The following is an 18,017-nucleotide window of genomic DNA, read 5'->3' as shown; positions in this document are numbered from 1 at the left end:
GGAGCGTCCACATGTCACCCGACGATCATGCCTACCCGCCGGTGGGCCGCGCCAAGCTGCACGAGTCCGGCACGACGACCGTCCCGTCGGTGTGTCCGCACGACTGCACAAGTACCTGCGCGCTGGATGTCGAGAGGCTGAGCAATACCAGGATCGGCCGTATCCGCGGCTCGATGCGCAACGACTACACGGCGGGCGTGATCTGCGAGAAGGTCGCGCGCTACGCCGAGCGCATCCACCATCCCGACCGGCTGATGAAGCCGCTGCGCCGCGTCGGCCCGAAGGGCTCGAAGCAGTTCGCCGAAATCTCGTGGTCGGACGCGCTCGACATCGTGGCGGAACAGTTCATCGCCAAGGCGCGGCAGTACGGCAGCGAGACGATCTGGCCCTATTACTATGCCGGCACGATGGGGCTGGTGCAGCGCGACGGCATCAACCGCCTGCGCAACGCGATGAAATACTCGCGCTATTTCTCCACCATCTGCGTGACCTTGTCGGACACCGGCTGGATCGCCGGGGTCGGCGCCAAGCGCGGCGCCGACGTGCGCGAGATCGACGAGCATGCCGAGCTGGTGGTGATCTGGGGCGGCAATCCCGTCAACACCCAGGTCAACGTCATGACCCACGCGATGAAGGCGAAGAAGCGTGGCGCCAAGCTCGTCGTGGTCGATCCCTATCGCACGGGCACCGCCGATCAGGCCGACATCCATCTTGCGGTGCGTCCGGGCACCGACGGCGCGCTGGCGGTCGGCGTGATGCATGTCCTCTTCAAGGAGGGCTTTGCCGACTGGGACTATCTGCGGAAATACACCGACGCGCCGGACGAGCTGGCCGCGCATGTGGCGACGCGCACGCCGGAATGGGCTTCGAAGATCACCGGACTTTCCGTCGAGGAGATCGTGGCGTTCGCGCGCCTCTACGGACGGAGCAAGGCGTCGTTCATCCGCTGCCATCACGGCTTCAGCCGCAGCCGCAACGGGGCGGCCAACATGCATGCCGTGACCTGCCTGCCGGCGGTCACCGGTGCGTGGCAGTACAAGGGCGGCGGGGCCCTCTACGGCCACACCGGCATGTACCCGATCAACAAGACGCTGATCGAAGGGCTCGACGTGGTCGATCCGTCGATCCGCGATCTCGACCAGTCGCGCCTCGGGCCGATCCTGACCAATGATGCCGCGGCACTGAAGAACGGCCCGCCGGTCACCGGCATGCTGATCCAGAACACCAATCCGGCCATGGTCTGTCCGGAACTCGAGCTCGTGCACAAGGGCTTCAAGCGCGAGGACCTGTTCACCTGCGTGCACGAGCAGTTCATGACCGAGACAGCGGCCTTCGCCGACATCGTGCTGCCGGCCACCATGTTCCTCGAACATGACGACTTTTACACAGCCAGCGGCCACACTTTCTTCCAGGTGACCAAGGCGGTGATTGACGCGCCAGGCGAGTGCCGCGAGAACCACTTCGTGATTTCTGAACTTGCAAAGCGCCTGGGCGCCAGGCACCGCGGCTTCGACATGACGCCGTGGGAAATCATGGACGAGACTCTCAAGGTCTCGGGCATGTGGGATGCCGAAACCAACTGGCAGAAGGGCGGCCAGGACTTCCATCTGGGCTTCGAGACGTCGCACTTCCTCGACGGCTTCGCCTGGCCCGACAAGAAGTTCCGCTTCAAGCCCGACTGGGCGGCCTATGGACCGCGCGGCAAGGAGATGCCGGTCCTGCCTGACCATTTCGACGTGATCGACAATGCCACCGACGAGAAGCCGTTCCGGCTGGTGGCGGCGCCGGCGCGCACCTTCCTCAACTCGACCTTCACCGAGACGCCCAGTTCGCAGAAGCGCGAGGTCCGGCCGACGGCGCTGATGAATCCCGACGACTGCCTGGCGATGGGCATCGTCGAGGGCGAGCGTCTCGAGATCGGCAACGAGCGCGGCCGGACCGTCGTCAACGCCAAGCCGCGCGAGGGCCAGCAGAAGGGTGTCGTCGTCGTCGAGGGCATCTGGCCCAACCGCAATTTCGAGACCGGCATCGGCATCAATGCGCTGACCTCGGCCGATCCCGGCTGGCCCAACGGCGGTGCGGTGTTCCACGACACCGCCATCTGGATCCGCAAGGCCTCGTGAGCGAGGGATTCCAACCAGCGCCCAATCCGAGCATCGCCCAGACACAGGCCCCTCGGATCGAGGGCCGCGGCCACGTCCTCGTGATCGGCAACGAGAAGGGCGGGTCGGGCAAGTCGACGACGGCGCTGCACATCGCCGTGTCGCTGATGAGGGATGGCGCCCGCGTCGCGACACTCGACCTCGATGCGCGGCAGGGAACGCTCAGCCGCTACGTCGAGAACCGCGCGGCCTATGCGGCGAAGAAGGGCATCGACCTGCCGATGCCTATGCACACGCCGGTGATGATTTCGACCCTGAACGACCGTCGCGAGGCCGAAGCCGACGAGCGTGCCCGGCTGGCGGCGGCGCTGGAGCCTGCGGTCGGCGCGGCCGACTTCGTGATCGTCGATACGCCGGGCAGCGACACCCATCTCAGCCGGCTGGCCCACACCTGGGCCGATACCTTGCTGACGCCGCTGAACGACAGCTTCATCGACCTCGATCTTCTGGCCCGGGTCGATCCCGATACGCTGAAGATCGTGCGCCCGTCGATCTATGCGGAAGCGGTCTGGAAGCAGCGCCAGATCCGCGCCATCGAGGGTGGCCGGCCGGTCGACTGGATCGTGATGCGCAACCGCCTGTCCTCACTCGCCGCGCGCAACAAGCGCGACATGGGCAACGTGATCGAGGCGCTGGCCAAGCGCATCGGTTTCCGGATTGCCGCGGGCCTCAGCGAGCGCGTGATCTACAAGGAGCTTTTCCTGATGGGGCTCACGCTGCTCGACCTGAAGCGCAGCGGCGGCGCCGGGCCGTCGTTGACCTTGAGTCATGTTGCCGCGCGCCAGGAAGTGCGCGACCTCGTCATGGCGCTCAACCTGCCGGGGGTCGCTCCTGCAGAAGTGGACGCGCCCGCGACAGAAGAAGCCACAGAAGCCCCGCCACCTGCAGGATGAACAGCAGGCCGAACGACCAGCTGTAGCCGTCGGGCGAATAGCCGGTAGCGGTGCGGGGCCACTGGTCGACGACTTTGCCGATCGCCCATTGGCCCGCGAAGATCACCGTGAAGACCACGAGGTTGGAACTGGTGCTGACCCGGCCGGCATATTGCGGCGGAAACGAGCGTGCCAATAGCGGCATGTACTGGATCGGATAGGCGCCGAGGAAACCGAACAGCAGCCAGGCCGCGACCGGGCAGAACGACGGCAGGAAGGCGAGCCAGGCGCAGACCCCGGCGAACAGCGTGCTGACGAGGTTGGCCGAGGCGAAGTCGCTGATGCCGACGCGCCGGAAGGCGCCGGCCAGCACGCCGCTCAGCGCAAAGCCTGCCGTCATGACCGCCGTCGTATAGAACTGGATGTCGGCCCGGGTCTCGTTGCTGGCGAAGCCGCCGACATCGCGCAGCCACGGGCCGATCCAGAGGGTGATCGCAGCGATGAAGGCCATCTGCTGGAAGGTGAGCAACGGCTGGATGCGCCAGAAGAAGCCGTTGGTCAGCACGACGCCGGTGATGCGGAACTGGTCGCGCAGCGTTCCCGAGGCCGTTGGGGTGCCGCGCTCCGGCACGACGGTGAACAGGATCGCGGAGACGACGAGGCAGAGTCCGGCCAGCCAGAAGAACAGTCCTTGCCAGCTGATGACCGAGAGCGACCACTGAATCGGCAAGGTCGCGGCCATCGACCCAAGGCCGCCGGCCATCATGTGGAAGCCGGTGATGAGTCCCCAGCGTTCGGGCGGATACCAGAGCGTGATCGCCTTGATGGCGGCCATCAGGCCGCCGGCGAAGCCCAGGCCGATCAGTACGCGGGCCACGATCAGCTCGCCCAGCGACAGGCTGAGGCCAAAGAGCGCCGAGCCGATCGCCGCCATCGCCAGCAGCAGCGCCTGCACGCGTCGCGGGCCGTAACGATCGAGCATGACGCCCAGGATCGGCTGGCATCCGGCGAAGAACAGGAAGAAGGCCGAGGTGAGGAGGCCGAGGTCGCCCGCGCTGATTCCGACATCCCGCTCGAGGTACGGGAAGATCACCGCGTTCACGCCGCGGAAGATGTACGAGAGGAAATAGGCGAGCGCGAACGGGACGAAGACGCGCAGCAGCAGCGTGGCGAAAGTGGGGGCGTTTCCGGTCATGCTTCAATGTTGGCGCGAACGCGCGGCTGCACCATATTGAACGCGCCGCAGGGGGTCAAAGGACATGGCCGAGGATCGCGCCAGAGATCGCAGCGTCCCGTCTACCGCAGGTGCGAATGCGGTCGATGCGTTCGTGCGCGAAGTGGGCAAGCTGCCGGCTGATCGCCGGGCGGGCGGGCGCGGCCGTCTGCTGTTCGCCATGGACGCGACGGCGAGTCGCGAGCCGACCTGGGATCATGCCTGCGCCATCCAGGGAGAAATGTTCGTGGCGGCGGATGCGCTGGGCGGGCTCGATGTCCGGCTCGCCTTCTATCGCGGCTTCGAGGAATTCAAGGTCAGCAAGTGGACGTCCGACGGCCGCGAACTCGCCCGTCTGATGAGCAGCGTGCGATGCGCGGCCGGCCGCACGCAGATCGCGCGCCTGCTGCGCTATGCGGGCGAGCAGCGGCGCGAGAGCCCACTCGATGCCGTAGTTTTCGTGGGCGACTGCTGCGAGGAGGATGCCGACGCCGTCGGCCACGAGGCGGGCCAGCTCGGGTTGCTCGGCCTGCCGGTGTTCGTGTTCCAGGAGGGGCAGGACCGTACGGCCTCGCGCCTGTTCCCCCAGATCGCAAAGCTGACGCGCGGGGCCTACTGCCGGTTCGACCGGTCGAGCCCGGACCAGCTCAAGCGCCTGCTCGGCGCCGTTGCGGCCTATGCTGCCGGTGGCCGCTCCGCATTGCTCAAATACGGCAAGGACCAGGGCGGCATCGCGGCCCTTCTCACCAACCAGATGAAATGACCACGAACCTGCTGGCTGCCGTCGAAGAGTTCTTCGACGAGGAAATCCTGCCGCGCCATCGCGAATGGGCGGCTCATGTCTCGGCCCGCAAGGGGACGCCTCCGTTCGTCGCGGAGCTGAAGGCGAAGGCGCGTGCCGCCGGCCTATGGAACCTCGGCCTGCCGGACCGGATGAGCAATCGAGCCTTTGCGCCGCTCGCCGAGATCATGGGGCGCCTGCCCTGGGCACCCGAGGTGTTCAACGCCCAGGCGCCCGACGTGCCGAACATGATCATGCTGCAGCACGCGGCGAATGCCGATCAGAAGAAGCGCTGGCTGGAGCCGCTGCTGGAGGGGCGCGTGCGCTCGGCGTTCGGTATGACCGAGCCTGACGTCGCCTCTTCCGACGCGACAAACATCGCCACGACCCTGCGGCGAGACGGGGGCGAGTGGGTGGTGAACGGCCGCAAGTGGTACATCACGGGCGGCGCCCATCCCGACTGCGCGTTCGTCATCGTGATGGGTGTGTCGCGGCCCGAGGCGCCGCGCACCGGCCGGCATTCCTGCGTGATCGTGCCGATGCCGTCGCCCGGACTGCGGGTCGTGCGCGAGCTGCGCTTCCTCGGCTGGGAGGACAGTATCGCGCCCATCGCCGAGCTGGACTTCAACGATGTGCGCGTGCCGGCGGAGAACCTGCTGGGCGAGGAGGGCGAAGGTTTCGCCGCGGCGCAGGTGCGGCTGGGACCGGCGCGGCTGCATCACTGCATGCGCGCGATCGGCACCTGCGAAGTGCTCGTCGAACTCATGATGGCGCGTGCCGCCGAGCGCCGGACCTTCGGCCGTGCGGTGATCGACTACGATTCGGCGCAGCAGGCGATCGCGCGCTCGCGCATCGAGATCGAGCAGGCCCGCCTGCTGGTGCTGCGCACCGCGGAGCGGCTGGACAGCGACGGCCACCAGGCCGTGTGGCGGGACGTCTCGATGGTCAAGGTCGCGGTGCCGGAGACGGCGCAGCGCATCGCCGACCGCGCGATGCAGCTGTTCGGGGCAATGGGCGGCAGCGACGATGCGCCCATCCATCGTGCCTTTGCGGTCGCACGCATGCTGCGCATCGCAGATGGGCCGGACGAAGTCCATCTGCGGCAGATTTTCCGGCAGGAGAGGCCGGCCCGCTGGACCGTCTCGGACTCGCCCTATATTACGCCGGGCGATGACTGAGAACGGCCGCAAGCGAATCTACGCGATCGTATTCGGCCTGATCCTGACGGGGATCACGCTTGCGGGCCTCGAACTGCTGGCCTCGCTGGAGGCGCCCTCATGGCCCGCGCGGGCGCTGAGGTCGACGCTGCCGGTCAACGTGCAATCGACCGACTTCACCGGTCTTGCCGACAAGCCGTGGATCTTCGAGCCGTTCAATTCCTGGGGCATGCGCGACAAGGAGAGAAGCGTCGCCAAGCCGGCGGGGAGCGGCTTCCGGACGGTCTTCATCGGCGACAGCTATCTCGAGTTCCAGCTGACGCGTCTCACGCTGCCGGGGGAGGTCGAGCGGCGCTTCGTCGAGGCCGGGCAACCGAAGGCCGAGATGATCAACCTCGGCATCTCGGCTACCGGCCCGCGCAGCTACTACTACCGGATGCGCGACGTGGCCTTCGCGCTGTCGCCCGATGCGCTGGCGGTGTTCTTCTTCTCGGGCAACGACTTCCTCTTCGACGGTCAGGGCTACCGGCAGGGAATGCTGCCCAGCGTGGTCGACGAAGCCCCGGGCGGCTCGATCCTCGGCAACATCATGCCAAACGCCAACTGGGTCCTGGTCAATCGGCTGCGCCTCTCGGAGATGCTGACGACCAACAAGCCGGTGCCGCAGGAGTTCGACACGCTGGCGAAAATCGCTCGTCTTCCGCCGGAAGAGCGCACGCCGGCGCTCGCCCGCCACGTCAAGCGCTACTACTACCCGGACCTGAGCGAGCCGCAGATCGTCGCAATTTTCGACCGGGATGGCGACGCCTTCTGGCAGGCCTACGCCTCCGGCAAGGCCGACGACGAATCGTTGCAGGGTTGGCTGCTGGACCTGATGACCAAGGCCGAGGTCGAGAAGTCTCCCTACTTCGAGGTCACGACCAGGGAGCAGGCGGCGCGCCTGGTGAGGGAGGGCGACATCCAGGCGACCCTGTCCTGGTTGACCGCCATGGACCGCGCCGCCCGCGAGCGCGGCGTGCCGCTCGTCCTGTTCATCGTGCCGCCAGGCAGCGTCGATCCCGACTATGTCGACTACTGGAAACCGTGGCCGCGCTTCTATGCCTTCAACGTGATCGCCGACTACCGGCAGGACAGGCTGCTGGAGGCCTTGAGCAAGACCTCCGTTCGCTACGTCGACCTGCGCAAGGATTTCGCGGGCGTGCGGGGCGCCTATCGCCGCAGCGACGCCCACTGGACGGACAAGGGCGTCGAGATTGCCGCCAATCGCGTCTTCCAGGAATTGCGCCGGCTGGAACGGCGCTAGGCCGCGCCCAGCAACCGCGCCGTCCAGCTGCCCGGCAGGACCGACCCCAGCCAGACGCCGGCCTTGGTGCCGATCGGGAAGGCGATGCGCGGCTTGTTGGCGGCGAGCCCGCGGCGGATGATCTTCGAGGCCTGCGCCGAGCTCATGAGGAACGGCATCGGGAATGGCGCTTCGGCGGTAATGCGGCTGACGACGAACCCGGGGCAGATGACGCTGACGCCGATCCCGTCCTTCTTGAGTACATAGCGAATGCTTTCGCCCCAGACACGCACCGCGGCCTTGCTGGCATTGTACGAGGCCGAGTAGGGCAAACCGATGAACCCGGCGAGCGACGAGACGATTCCGATCTGACCGCGCTTGCGAGCCATCATCGGATGGAGCAGCGGCTCCACCGTGTTCAGTACGCCGTTGATATTGACGTCGAGCGTCTTGCGGATGATCGAGAAATCGTCGAGCGAAGAATTGTCCTTGTCGATCGAGACGCCGGCATTGGCAAGCACGAGGTCGACCGGATGGGCCTCGTCGAATGCCGTCAGCCAGGGCAGGAAGCGCTCGCGATCGGTGACGTCGATCGTATCCGCGACGACTGTGGCGCCCTTCGCGCGGCAGGCCGCGGCGACCGCCTCGAGCCGGACGGTATCGCGTCCGGTCAGCGCAAGCGCCACGCCGGGACCGGCATAGTCGAGGGCCAAGGCCTCGCCGATGCCGCTCGAGGCGCCAGTGAGCACGATGCCGGAGAAGGTCTTCATGTGCGAGCGCCCTAGTGTTGGGGTTTCGTGCGCCAGCCCCACGCGGCGGCCATGTCCTGCGTCATGCGGGCAGCCATCAGTTGATACCCGCGGCTGTCCATGCCCTGCCGTGCGGGATGGATGTCGTCGGCGTAGATCGTCTCCTTCTCGTCCTTGTAGATGTCGAGGAGGCTGCGGATTTCGATGTGCCTCTCCCGAAGAGCGAGGAGGCGCCTGGCGATCTCGGCGTAACGCGCCCCGTACGCCGGGTCGGGCGTGCCGCGCTTCTCCTCCGCCGTGAGCGTCTTGTCTACGGCGGGAACCGGCTGGAGGAAGAACATCGACTTGATGCCGAAGTCGCGAGCCGTGAGGTCCATGATACGGATGTACTTCGCATACTGCGCTATCTGCCAGTCCACGGTGGCTTCGGACGAGTCCGTGATGCTCCTCGGAAGACTCATCATCGCGCGGTAGGTCTTGGCGCCGAAGCCGTCGTCGTGGTCGTAGGGCTTCGATGTCAGGGCGCTGGCAATCAGGTAGGCCGCGTGCGAATGGGAGGTGATGCCATTGCCCAGCCATCCGGCGATGCGGCCCATGAACCAGCTCACCGCGAGGTTGCCGAAGCCGTCCCGTGAGATGATCGGGTTCACGCCGAGGAAGTTGTTGGCGGGCAGCTCGAAGCGGTAGGTGACGCCTGGCCTGATCATGTGCTGTTCGTTGTAGCCGTCGAGCGTCACCACGGCGTCGATGAAATCGCCGTAGATCGCCAGCAGGATCATTTGCTGGGGCTGCTTCCAGGCTCCGATGCCTCCGTTCAGGACCTGGAACGGCTTACCCGTGGGGCTGACGTAGTTTCGGTTGAGCTCCTCCTCGATGATGCTGCGACGGGGCGGAGCCACCTGCTGGGCGAGCTGCGAGGCGACCGAACCACCAGTGACCAGGACGACATAGCGGTCCGGATTCCGGACGACGGGATAGGCGTCTCCGAGCAGCCCGATATCGTTGGCGGAGGATACGCCGCATGGATCGTCGTGATGGTGGACGAATGCCAGGTAGGGCTGTGGAAACATCGTATCGATGTATCGGCAATTTCCGCCCCGCGTGATGTCCTGGATGTAGGTGTTGCGGGCGTTGGCGAACAGCGCGGCGGCGGAGGAGTAGTGGCCGTCGCGTATCGTCAGCCATGCTGTCGAGAGTATCTCCAGACCGACGAGCGCCACCGCCACGCCAACGAGCAGCGCCGTCGCTTTGAGGGCGGCCTGCCTTGCCCAATTGATGTCAGCCATGACCGGGCGCTTGCCTCAATAGTCGATTGAATCGAAATGCCGATCCACCTATGGAGTGATCGTGCCCAAGAATGGGGCTGGGGGCAATTTGATTGCAAGTATGACGGGCTACGCCCGGGCGCAAGGATCGGACGATCGGCGGCGCTGGGTCTGGGAAGCGCGCAGTGTCAACGGGCGGAACCTCGAAATCAGGTGTCGCGTGCCGGCCGGCTTCGACCGCCTGGAAAATCCCGCTCGGGTCGCCGTTGGCGGGAAGTTGAAGCGCGGCAACGTCTCGCTGACCCTCACGATCACGAGCGAACGCCACGCCAAGCCGCTCACGATCAATCGCACCTTGCTGGCGGAGCTGGCGACGCTGGTCGACGAAGTGCGACGGAGCACCGGCGCGGCAGCGCCGTCGGCCGACGGCCTGCTGCGCGTGCGCGGCGTCATCGAGGAAGAGGAAAGCGGCGAGGAGTCGGAGGAGGCGCTGACCGTCCTCGACAAGGCGCTCCAGGTCACACTCGACGAGGCTCTGAAGGCCCTCGTCTCGTCGCGTGCCGCCGAGGGCAAGGCGCTGGCCAGGGTCATCGAGGGTCACGTCACGGAGATCGAGGGCCTGTGCGGCCGTGCGACGGAACGTGCGCTGGCGCAGATCGGCACCGTTCGGTCGCGCTTCGAGGCCCAGCTCGCCGAGTTGCTCGGGCGCGTGCCTGCGCTTTCGGAAGAGCGCTTCGCCCAGGAAGTGGCGCTGCTGGTCGGCAAGGCCGACGTGCGCGAGGAGCTCGACCGGTTGAACGCCCACATCGCGCAGGCGCGGACCTTGCTCGCCGATGCGCGCTCCGACAACCCGGTGGGCCGGAAGTTCGATTTCCTGTGCCAGGAGTTCAATCGCGAGGCCAATACGCTCTGCTCGAAGTCGGCCGACATCGAGCTGACGCGAATCGGCATCGATCTCAAGGGCGCCGTCGAGCGTATGCGGGAGCAGGTCCAGAATGTCGAATGAGGTGGATGCCGGCCAGATCCAGCGGCGCGGCCTGATGCTCGTCCTGTCGTCACCCTCGGGCGCCGGCAAGACGACCCTGTCGCGGCAGCTCCTCGACAACGACAAGCAGATCCAGCTCAGCGTCTCAGCGACCACGCGCGCGCGCCGGTCGGGCGAAAAGGACGGCGTCGACTACCACTTCGTCGATACGGCCACCTTCAACGGCATGATCGAACGCGGCGAGTTCCTCGAGCATGCGAGGGTCTTCGACCATTTCTACGGCACGCCGCGCGCGCCCGTGGAAGCCGCCTTGCTGGCGGGCCGCGACGTGCTGTTCGACATCGACTGGCAGGGCACGCAGCAGCTCAAGGAGAAGGCGGGCAGCGACCTCGTGACGGTCTTCATCCTGCCGCCGTCGACCCGCGACCTCGAACGCCGGTTGGTCACCCGCGCCCAGGATTCGATGGAGGTCGTGCAGAAGCGGATGGCCAAGGCCGCCGACGAGATGAGCCACTGGGCCGAGTATGACTACCAGATCATCAACCGCGACATTGCGACCAGCCTGATGGAACTCAAGGCGATCCTGACGGCCGAGCGGCTGAAGCGCGAGCGGCAGGTCGGCCTCTCGAATTTCGTCAAGGCGTTGCGCGAGGGGCGGTGACCGGCGTGCCGATGCCGGTTTGTCCCTGCGAGCGCAGGACGAGCTGGCTGGGTCGGTAGGGACGACCGGCGAATTCCGCGATCAGCCGGTCGCTCGCGCTCTCGATCGTGTCCTCGAGGCGGCGCATGAAGGTCTCCTTGTCCAGGCCCGATTCGATGGCGGGCAGGAATTCGACCGCGGCCCGGCCGGCCTTCTTGCGCCAGTCGCGGCGATTCCACACCAGTCCCACCGATGTAGCGACCGGCGTCACGGGCAGGCCGAGGTCACGATAGAGATAGTAGATACCCGAGCGGTAGCGCTCGCGTTCACCAGGCGCCATCAGGTTGCCCTCGGGATAGATGGCGATGTGCCGGTGGCCGTCGTAGGCGCGGCGGGCGAACTGGGCGAGGTTCTCTCGCTCGCGGCCGCCACCGCATGTATCGACGCGGATCATCTGCAGGCGATACAGGATCGCGCCGATCAGCGGGTAGCGGAAGAGTTCCTGCATGGCGACGAAGGCAATGCCGCGGATCCTCGCCGCCAACAGGATGCCGTCGCTTTCGCTGTGGTGCTTGTTGGCGAGGAGTGCGGGGCCGTGGAAGGGGAGGTGCTCGAGGCCCCGGAACTCGATCCTCATGCCGCCGATCCAGCGCATGCCCCACACGACGGCTCGAGCCCAATGAAAGAGCAGGCCGCGCAGCAGGACAGGCGTGGGGATGGGCACAAGGACGATGCCGACGACCGCCACGAGCAGGGTGCCGACGTAGAAATAGACGTTGAAGCCTAGAGACCGGATCATATCCACAACAATAGTGAGCGCTCACTCACTGTCAAGAACTCCTGCCAACCTCACGAAATCATCGACCGTGAATTCCTCCGCCCGCGCCGTCGGCGGCAGGCCCAATCGCTCCAGGATAGCCACAGGGTCCGCAAAAACGCTCGCCAGGGAGCCCCGCAGCATCTTGCGGCGCTGACCGAAGGCGGCGGCGGTGACCCGCTCCAGCGGTCCCAGATCGGCCAGGCGAGCCGCTGGCGGCCGGGGCGTCAGCCGTGCGACGGCCGAGGTCACTTTCGGCGGCGGCACGAAGGCCGTCGGGGCGACGTCGAACAGCCGGCGAACCTCGCAGACATGCTGGGCGAGCACCGAAAGGCGGCCATAGTCCTTCGTCCGCGGCACGGCCACCAGGCGATCGACGACTTCCTTCTGGAACATCAGCACCATGTCGGCGATGTCGTTTGCGGCATGAAGCCAGCGCACCAGCAGTGCAGTCGATATGTTGTACGGCAGGTTGGCGACGATCCGGCGGGGGGCCGCCCCGAGCTCCCGGGGCTCGACCTTCAGGGCATCGGCTTCGACCAGATCGAGTCGTCCGCCCGCTGCCGCCTGCAACTCCAGCAGCGGCCCGAAAGCCCGGGCATCGACCTCGACCGCGACGACATGGCCGGCGCCTTCGAGCAGAAGCGCGCGGGTGAGGCCGCCAGGCCCTGGACCGATCTCGATCACGGTCCCTTCGCCAAGTGGCGCTGCCGCGCGGGCGATGCGGCGCGTCAGGTTTAGGTCGAGCAGGAAGTGCTGGCCGAAGCGCTTCTTCGCGTCTAGGCCGTGCGCCGCGATGGTCTCGCGCAGCGGTGGCAATGCGATGACGCCATCCGTGCTCAATGTCGGCGCCGGCGCGCCATGTCGTCGGCCATGTCGATCGCCGCGAGCAGGCTCGTCGGATCGGCGCGTCCGGTCCCGGCGATGTCGAGCGCCGTTCCATGATCGGGCGAGGTGCGCACGAACGGCAGTCCGAGCGTGACGTTGACCCCGCCGGCGAAGTCGATGGTCTTGATCGGGATCAGGGCCTGGTCGTGATACATGCACAACGCGACGTCGTAGGCTGGCCGCGCCGCCGCATGGAACAGCGTGTCGGCTGGCGCCGGCCCGCTCGCCTCGATGCCCTCGCGGCGCAGGGTCTCGATGGCGGGCATGATGATTCGGCGCTCCTCATCGCCCATGGCGCCCTGTTCGCCGGCGTGCGGGTTGAGGGCGGCCACGGCCAGCCGGGGCCGCTCGATGCCGAACAGCATGCGCAATCCCCGGGCCGTGATCCGGCCGGCGCGCACGATCGCTTCGCCGTCGAGGGTGCGCACGGCTTCGGCCAGCGAAAGATGGATGGTCACCGGGACGACCCGGAGCTGCGGGCATGCCAGCATCATCGCAACGTCGACCCCACCGGCGAGCTCGGCAAGGAATTCCGTGTGGCCAGGATGGCGGAATCCCGCATCCTGCAGCGTCTTCTTCTGGATCGGATTGGTGACGATCCCGGCGACGATGCCCCCTTGGGCGAACCGCACGGCCCGTTCGATCGCCTCGATCGTGGCGGGGGCATTCGCGACGTCCGGCCGGCCGGGCGTCGAAGGCGCGCCGAGACGAACCGGGAGCACGGGCAGGGCACCGGAGAAAACCGAAGCGGCCTCCCCAGGACCGGTGATCTCGCGCAGGGGCACGTCGATCCCGAGCCGGTGCGCAAGACCGGCAAGGCGGTCCGGATCGTCGAGGACGAAGAAAGGACGGTTGCCGGAGCGCCGCGCCTGCCAGGCCTTGAGGCTGAGCTCGCCGCCGACGCCGGCCGGCTCGCCCATCGTCACGGCGAGCGGCGCAGTTGCGGTCATGGCCGGCCCGTCAGCCGCGTCACGACTTGATGTCGATCGTGGCCTGACGGCGAAGATCGCGCATGTAACGGCGTCCGGCCGCGTCGAGCTTCTGGATGAGGAGCTGCTGGGAGATCGCGTCGCGAGTCGGCATGCCATCGCCGCCGGACTTGCTGCACAGAGCGACCACCTGCAGGCCTTCGGCGACGCGGAACGGGCCGGCCGTGCCACCGATGGGCAGGCGCGGCAGCTGCTCGTACATCTGCGGGTTGGCCGCCAGATCCCCGACCCTGACGTTGTTGAGATCGCCCGAGGTACTGCCCTTGACCTGGCGGGCCTGGACGTGAAGGTCGGTGCACTGGCGGACACCGGACATCGCCTTTTGCGCTTCCGCGGTCGCGCGGCTGGTCTCGTCCGGCGAAGCGTTGGGGGGCAAGGCGAGGGTCATCTGGACCAGGTTGAGCTTGACGTCGTCAGGCCGCGCCGCGGCGAAAGGCCGGCGATCGACGACATAGAGGATATGCCATCCGGATCCCGAACGGATTGGTTCCGAGAACGACCGCGGCTGGACCTTCTCGAGCGCTGAATCGAGCGAGGGATCGAGCGCACCCGGCAGCACCCAGCCCAGGTCACCGCCGGCCGCCGCGGAGGCGCCCTGTGAGAATTGCTGTGCGACGGCGGCAAACGGAGCGCCGCGACGCAGCTGCTCCATGATGCGGTCGGCGCTTCGCTTCCCTTCGTCCACCGAATCGGCCCGGTCGACCGGCACGAAGATCTCGGCGACGCGGGTTTCGGTCTTGCCGATGTTGGTACGCATGCGACTCAGCGCATCGTCGATCTCCGCCTCGGAGACGTCGACCTGAGAGCGGACCTTGCGGCGAATGATCTTGCTCCAGGCAATCTGCGCTTCGATCTGCTGCGTGGCGATGTCGGGGGCGATGCCGACGCTCTGCAGGTATTGCCGGAACTGGCCGCGTCCCAGGCCAGCGGCGCGCTCGATCTCGGTATAGCGGTTCTGAATCTCGGCTTCCGTAGGCTTGACGCCAAGCTTCTTCGAATCCAGGACCTGAAGGCGTTCGTCGATCATCTGCCGCAGCATCTGCGGCGCCATGCGCTGGCGCAGATCGGGACTGTCCTGCAGGCCCGATGTCTTGATGGCGAACAGCACCCGCTGCGACAGATCGAAGTCGGTGATGGCGTCGTCATTGACGCGGGCCACCACGCGCAGACCCTGACTGGGCGCGGTCTGTGCTGCCGCTCCTTGAGCCGTCGGCCTTTGGGCGGAGGCGGCAGCGGGCAGCAGCATGACCGTGAGGACGACGAGAGCGCGGGACAGAGGCGCGAACATTTCACCAGCGGCGTGTAAGAGGGACATTTATTATATTTCCGCAGCAGGTTGGCTGCAATGCACGGCACTAAAGACAGAAAGTGGCAACACACAGGCACGCTTGACGCTTGGCGGTGGGTACGTTAGCCGAACGGTCGCATAGTTGGGGGCAAAATAGTTCAGGCATGAGAGCGGCCCGCCGTTCGATCAGCGTTGCCGGCGCCTGGGAACGGGTTTGCTCCGGCATTGGCTACCATCTCGACAATATGGGGCGCTGGCTGATTGTGCGCGCGCCCACGATCGGTGCTGCCTACGCCGCGATCCTGGCGCCGGGCACGCCCCGGCTCGAGCCGCGGCCCGGCTGGCGGTTCGCCGAGGAATATTACGACCAGAGGCGCTGGTTGGCTTGCCGGCGCGGCGCCCTGTGGGAAGCAGCGCGTGAAAAGGAGCTGGCGGTGCCGCTCACCGTGCGCTGGCACGGCGGCACCACGGTGGATGTGACCCTGGGCAACGACAACAGCCTCTGCCTCTATGTCTGCGGTTCCTTCGAACCCAACGAATTCGCCTTCGTCGACCGCATGCTGAAGCCCGGCATGGTGTTCATCGATGTCGGCGCCAACGACGGTTACTACACCCTCTTCGCCGCCCGCCGCGTCGGTCCCTCGGGCAGGGTGATCGCCGTGGAGCCGAGTTCGCGCGAACGCGCGCATCTCCAGCGCAATCTCGGCCGCAACGGGCTCGACAACGTCCAGGTCGTCGCCGCGGCGCTCGGCGCCGAGGCCGGGTTCGTAGACCTGCATCTCGCCCATGGCGTTCATGCCGGCCACAACACGCTGGGCGACTTCGCTCATGACGACGTCGTGCGCGCGAGTTCGGAACGCGTCGCGCTGGACACGCTCGATGCGGTCGTGGCGCGGCAGGGACTGTCGCAGGTCGACATGGTCAAGATCGACGTCGAAGGGGGCGAGGCGGGTGTCGTGGCCGGCGCGCGCAAGGTGCTGGCGACGGCGAGGCCGGTGCTCCTGATGGAGCTGAACGAGCGCGCGTTGCACGCGCAGGGCCAGAGCGCGGACGCCTTGCTGGCCGTGCTTCAGGATGAGCTGAACTACCAGATCCTTACATTTTCTCAGGTCGGCGGCTGGCCCGAGTGCGTCGACAAGGGAGCGCCCTTGTCTCCGAACGTCGTGGCCGTGCCGAAAGAACGTGCCGACTCTCTGCCCAAAGCGTAGGAATCCGCGCGCAATGCGTGCCTGGATTACAGCCTGATGTTCCAGGACGTGCGATCTGCAGCGACGTTCATGGAAGCGTGGATGCGTGAGCAGTCCCTGCCTCTATGGGCGACGTCAGGGTTCGACCCGGAAGCCGGACGTTTCGAGGAGGGCCTGACCTTCGCAAGAGAGCGGCTTCGGCAGGTGCCGATCCGGTTGCTCGTGCAGGCCCGGCAAATCTTCGTCTACGCCCTTGCGGAAGCTCGGCAGTGGCATTCGGGCTCGGACGCGCTCGTGGAACGCGCCTACGCTGCGATGCGGAGAGACTATTTCCGCCCTGACGGCCATGCTGGATGGGCATTCTCGATAAGCCGGGACGGAAGCGTCGTCGATCCCACTCGTGACCTCTATGCGCATGCGTTCGTACTTCTTGCGGTTGCTTCCTATGTGCGGGCGACCGGCAAACGTGAAGGACTGGCTCTGGCTCACGAAACGCTCACCTTCCTGGACCGCGACATGGCGGCACCGTTGGGCGGTGGCTACCTCGAGGTTCTGCCCGCGCGGGAAGGGGCGCGCCGGCAGAACCCGCATATGCACCTGTTCGAGGCCATGCTCGCCCTCTGGGAATGCTCGGGAGACCGTCTCTTTCTCGACAGGGCGGAGAAGCTGTTCGACCTCTTCGTCTCGCGATTCTTCCAGGGCGAGCAGGGAGTGCTTCTGGAGTATTTCGACGCGGCGCTGATGCCTGCCGCCGGCATCGATGCGATTGTCGAGCCGGGGCACCACTTCGAATGGTGCTGGCTCTTGCGTCGCTATGAACAGGGGACGGGTGACGGCCGGGTTCCGGCGATCGTCAACAGGCTGTACGAGCATGCGAACCGCAATGGCTTCGACAGGGACCGCCTAATCGTCGATGAAGTGCGCCCCGACGGCACGACCGCGAAAGCCTCTCGCCGTTTGTGGCCGATGACCGAAGCCATCAAATGCAACCTGGCCGAAGCGCGACGCGGGCGAACAGGTTCCCTCGAGAGCGCGCTCGAACTGATCCAGGCGATGTATGACCGTTTCCTGAGGGATGCGCCGCGAGGCGGGTGGATCGACCGCTTCGGCGAGGATGGATCGCGACTCGGCGACTTCATGCCCGCGACGAGCCTTTATCATCTCGCCGGCGCGGTCGACGAGATCTCCAGGTTCGCCGCCGCCGGGAAGATCTAGCCGGATCCGGCTACAGCCCCTGGTCCCTCTGCGAGACGATCGGATTCTGGACCGGCCACCAGATGTTCAATGCCGGATCGTTCCAGATGAGCGTGAACTGGCCCGAACGATCGTAGTCGGTGGTCTGCTTGTAATGGAAGATCGCCTGCTCGCTCATGACGACATGGCCATTGCCGAATTTCGGCGGCACCAGCACCTGCAGCCGGTTGCTCTCCGAGAGGGTGAACGACGTCCACTTCCGGTATTGCGAGGACTGGGGATCGTTGTTGATCACGACCATGTAGAAGCTTCCCTGCAGGCAGGAGATGAGCTTCCAGGTCTTGTCGTCGCCATGGATGCCTCGAAGCACATGCCGGCGCGACATCGAGATATCGTCCTGGATGAAATGCTGGTCGATCCCTGCCTCGCGGTAGAGGCGCTCGTTGTACGTCTCGACATACTGGCCGCGAAAATCCTCGAAGATCGTCGGCGGCTTGATCAACCGGACCGAGTCGAGGGGCGTGGCAAAGGTCTCCATGTGAATTTCC

General features: G+C 66.3%; 17 protein-coding genes. 9 read left to right on the top strand and 8 right to left on the bottom strand.

Translation table 11 applies throughout. The features are described 5' to 3' along the window. The first annotated feature begins 11 nt into the window (after positions 1-11). Positions 12-2,123: a molybdopterin oxidoreductase family protein gene (locus EPO41_RS14520; RefSeq protein ID WP_296326246.1), complete on the top strand. Its 2,112-nt coding sequence runs from the start codon at positions 12-14 to the stop codon at positions 2,121-2,123. After that, positions 2,120-3,055 (top strand): division plane positioning ATPase MipZ, encoded by a 936-nt coding sequence (locus tag EPO41_RS14515; RefSeq protein WP_296326244.1) that lies wholly within the window; start codon positions 2,120-2,122, stop codon positions 3,053-3,055. Before EPO41_RS14520 ends, EPO41_RS14515 begins: the two co-directional genes overlap by 4 nt. Here the strand turns inward: EPO41_RS14515 and EPO41_RS14510 are convergent. After that, the gene (locus EPO41_RS14510) at positions 2,973-4,229 is read right to left on the bottom strand and encodes an MFS transporter (protein WP_296326242.1); all 1,257 of its coding nucleotides are present in this window, start codon (positions 4,227-4,229) and stop codon (positions 2,973-2,975) included. The genes EPO41_RS14515 and EPO41_RS14510 overlap by 83 nt on opposite strands. Before the next feature lie 64 nt (positions 4,230-4,293). Here EPO41_RS14510 and EPO41_RS14505 point away from each other — a divergent pair, with 64 nt between their 5' ends. From EPO41_RS14505 to EPO41_RS14495, 3 genes are read left to right on the top strand one after another with little or no spacing between them, the layout of a single operon-like run. Beyond that, complete coding sequence (locus tag EPO41_RS14505; RefSeq protein ID WP_296326241.1) at positions 4,294-5,010, top strand: VWA domain-containing protein; 717 nt, start codon at positions 4,294-4,296, stop codon at positions 5,008-5,010. Continuing rightward, positions 5,007-6,206 carry an acyl-CoA dehydrogenase family protein gene (locus EPO41_RS14500; RefSeq protein WP_296326240.1) on the top strand — a complete coding sequence of 400 codons (1,200 nt, stop codon included), beginning with the start codon at positions 5,007-5,009 and terminating at the stop codon, positions 6,204-6,206. Before EPO41_RS14505 ends, EPO41_RS14500 begins: the two co-directional genes overlap by 4 nt. After that, positions 6,199-7,488, top strand: a complete 1,290-nt coding sequence (locus EPO41_RS14495) for a hypothetical protein (RefSeq protein WP_296326239.1) — start codon at positions 6,199-6,201, stop codon at positions 7,486-7,488. The genes EPO41_RS14500 and EPO41_RS14495 overlap by 8 nt, the downstream gene beginning before the upstream one ends. Here EPO41_RS14495 and EPO41_RS14490 read toward each other — a convergent pair. Both EPO41_RS14490 and EPO41_RS14485 read right to left on the bottom strand, forming a co-directional pair. Further along, positions 7,485-8,237 carry an SDR family NAD(P)-dependent oxidoreductase gene (locus tag EPO41_RS14490; protein WP_296326236.1) on the bottom strand — a complete coding sequence of 251 codons (753 nt, stop codon included), beginning with the start codon at positions 8,235-8,237 and terminating at the stop codon, positions 7,485-7,487. The genes EPO41_RS14495 and EPO41_RS14490 overlap by 4 nt on opposite strands. Before the next feature lie 11 nt (positions 8,238-8,248). Beyond that, on the bottom strand, positions 8,249-9,502 hold the full coding sequence (locus tag EPO41_RS14485) for a hypothetical protein (protein WP_296326233.1): 1,254 nt from the start codon (positions 9,500-9,502) through the stop codon (positions 8,249-8,251). Positions 9,503-9,602: 100 nt separating this feature from the next. On the opposite strand from EPO41_RS14485, the gene EPO41_RS14480 reads away from it, so the two are divergent. Both EPO41_RS14480 and gmk read left to right on the top strand, forming a co-directional pair. Next, entirely contained in the window at positions 9,603-10,487 is an 885-nt protein-coding gene (locus tag EPO41_RS14480; protein ID WP_296326231.1) for a YicC/YloC family endoribonuclease, read from the top strand. Further along, the gene (gene gmk / locus EPO41_RS14475; RefSeq protein WP_296326228.1) at positions 10,477-11,127 is read left to right on the top strand and encodes a guanylate kinase; all 651 of its coding nucleotides are present in this window, start codon (positions 10,477-10,479) and stop codon (positions 11,125-11,127) included. The genes EPO41_RS14480 and gmk overlap by 11 nt, the downstream gene beginning before the upstream one ends. Here gmk and EPO41_RS14470 read toward each other — a convergent pair. The 4 genes from EPO41_RS14470 to EPO41_RS14455 are packed head-to-tail and all read right to left on the bottom strand — an operon-like array spanning position 11,102 to position 15,115. Further along, the gene (locus EPO41_RS14470; RefSeq protein WP_296326225.1) at positions 11,102-11,905 is read right to left on the bottom strand and encodes a 1-acyl-sn-glycerol-3-phosphate acyltransferase; all 804 of its coding nucleotides are present in this window, start codon (positions 11,903-11,905) and stop codon (positions 11,102-11,104) included. The genes gmk and EPO41_RS14470 overlap by 26 nt on opposite strands. A 21-nt stretch (positions 11,906-11,926) precedes the next feature. Beyond that, a complete protein-coding gene (gene rsmA / locus EPO41_RS14465) occupies positions 11,927-12,766 on the bottom strand; it encodes a 16S rRNA (adenine(1518)-N(6)/adenine(1519)-N(6))-dimethyltransferase RsmA (protein WP_296326223.1) in 840 nt (279 codons plus the stop codon). Continuing rightward, positions 12,763-13,761, bottom strand: coding sequence for a 4-hydroxythreonine-4-phosphate dehydrogenase PdxA (pdxA, locus tag EPO41_RS14460; RefSeq protein ID WP_296326220.1), 999 nt, complete (start codon positions 13,759-13,761; stop codon positions 12,763-12,765). Before pdxA ends, rsmA begins: the two co-directional genes overlap by 4 nt. Positions 13,762-13,780: 19 nt before the next feature. After that, positions 13,781-15,115: a peptidylprolyl isomerase gene (locus tag EPO41_RS14455; protein ID WP_296326216.1), complete on the bottom strand. Its 1,335-nt coding sequence runs from the start codon at positions 15,113-15,115 to the stop codon at positions 13,781-13,783. A 137-nt stretch (positions 15,116-15,252) separates the two neighbouring features. On the opposite strand from EPO41_RS14455, the gene EPO41_RS14450 reads away from it, so the two are divergent. Both EPO41_RS14450 and EPO41_RS14445 read left to right on the top strand, forming a co-directional pair. Then, positions 15,253-16,296: an FkbM family methyltransferase gene (locus EPO41_RS14450; RefSeq protein WP_296326213.1), complete on the top strand. Its 1,044-nt coding sequence runs from the start codon at positions 15,253-15,255 to the stop codon at positions 16,294-16,296. A 36-nt stretch (positions 16,297-16,332) separates the two neighbouring features. Further along, positions 16,333-17,490 (top strand): AGE family epimerase/isomerase, encoded by a 1,158-nt coding sequence (locus EPO41_RS14445; protein ID WP_296326211.1) that lies wholly within the window; start codon positions 16,333-16,335, stop codon positions 17,488-17,490. Positions 17,491-17,500: 10 nt separating this feature from the next. On the opposite strand, the gene rfbC is transcribed toward EPO41_RS14445, so the two are convergent. After that, positions 17,501-18,007: a dTDP-4-dehydrorhamnose 3,5-epimerase gene (gene rfbC, locus EPO41_RS14440; RefSeq protein WP_296326208.1), complete on the bottom strand. Its 507-nt coding sequence runs from the start codon at positions 18,005-18,007 to the stop codon at positions 17,501-17,503. Positions 18,008-18,017 lie beyond the last annotated feature (10 nt).

Origin of the sequence: Reyranella sp., from assembly GCF_004297265.1 — a bacterium.
Taxonomy (GTDB): Bacteria; Pseudomonadota; Alphaproteobacteria; order Reyranellales; family Reyranellaceae; genus Reyranella.
This window is presented reverse-complemented; position numbering and strand designations above follow the sequence as displayed.

Excerpts from the sequence above, each read along its gene's own strand:
- EPO41_RS14505 (WP_296326241.1), top strand. The coding sequence starts at position 4,294 with ATGGCCGAGGATCGCGCCAGAGATCGCAGCGTCCCGTCTACCGCAGGT.
- EPO41_RS14520 (WP_296326246.1), top strand. The coding sequence starts at position 12 with ATGTCACCCGACGATCATGCCTACCCGCCGGTGGGCCGCGCCAAGCTG.
- EPO41_RS14450 (WP_296326213.1), top strand. The coding sequence starts at position 15,253 with ATGAGAGCGGCCCGCCGTTCGATCAGCGTTGCCGGCGCCTGGGAACGG.
- gmk (WP_296326228.1), top strand. The coding sequence starts at position 10,477 with ATGTCGAATGAGGTGGATGCCGGCCAGATCCAGCGGCGCGGCCTGATG.
- EPO41_RS14495 (WP_296326239.1), top strand. The coding sequence starts at position 6,199 with ATGACTGAGAACGGCCGCAAGCGAATCTACGCGATCGTATTCGGCCTG.
- EPO41_RS14455 (WP_296326216.1), bottom strand. The coding sequence starts at position 15,115 with ATGTCCCTCTTACACGCCGCTGGTGAAATGTTCGCGCCTCTGTCCCGC.
- rfbC (WP_296326208.1), bottom strand. The coding sequence starts at position 18,007 with ATGGAGACCTTTGCCACGCCCCTCGACTCGGTCCGGTTGATCAAGCCG.
- EPO41_RS14485 (WP_296326233.1), bottom strand. The coding sequence starts at position 9,502 with ATGGCTGACATCAATTGGGCAAGGCAGGCCGCCCTCAAAGCGACGGCG.
- pdxA (WP_296326220.1), bottom strand. The coding sequence starts at position 13,761 with ATGACCGCAACTGCGCCGCTCGCCGTGACGATGGGCGAGCCGGCCGGC.
- EPO41_RS14445 (WP_296326211.1), top strand. The coding sequence starts at position 16,333 with ATGTTCCAGGACGTGCGATCTGCAGCGACGTTCATGGAAGCGTGGATG.
- EPO41_RS14480 (WP_296326231.1), top strand. The coding sequence starts at position 9,603 with ATGACGGGCTACGCCCGGGCGCAAGGATCGGACGATCGGCGGCGCTGG.
- EPO41_RS14510 (WP_296326242.1), bottom strand. The coding sequence starts at position 4,229 with ATGACCGGAAACGCCCCCACTTTCGCCACGCTGCTGCTGCGCGTCTTC.
- EPO41_RS14500 (WP_296326240.1), top strand. The coding sequence starts at position 5,007 with ATGACCACGAACCTGCTGGCTGCCGTCGAAGAGTTCTTCGACGAGGAA.
- EPO41_RS14490 (WP_296326236.1), bottom strand. The coding sequence starts at position 8,237 with ATGAAGACCTTCTCCGGCATCGTGCTCACTGGCGCCTCGAGCGGCATC.
- EPO41_RS14470 (WP_296326225.1), bottom strand. The coding sequence starts at position 11,905 with ATGATCCGGTCTCTAGGCTTCAACGTCTATTTCTACGTCGGCACCCTG.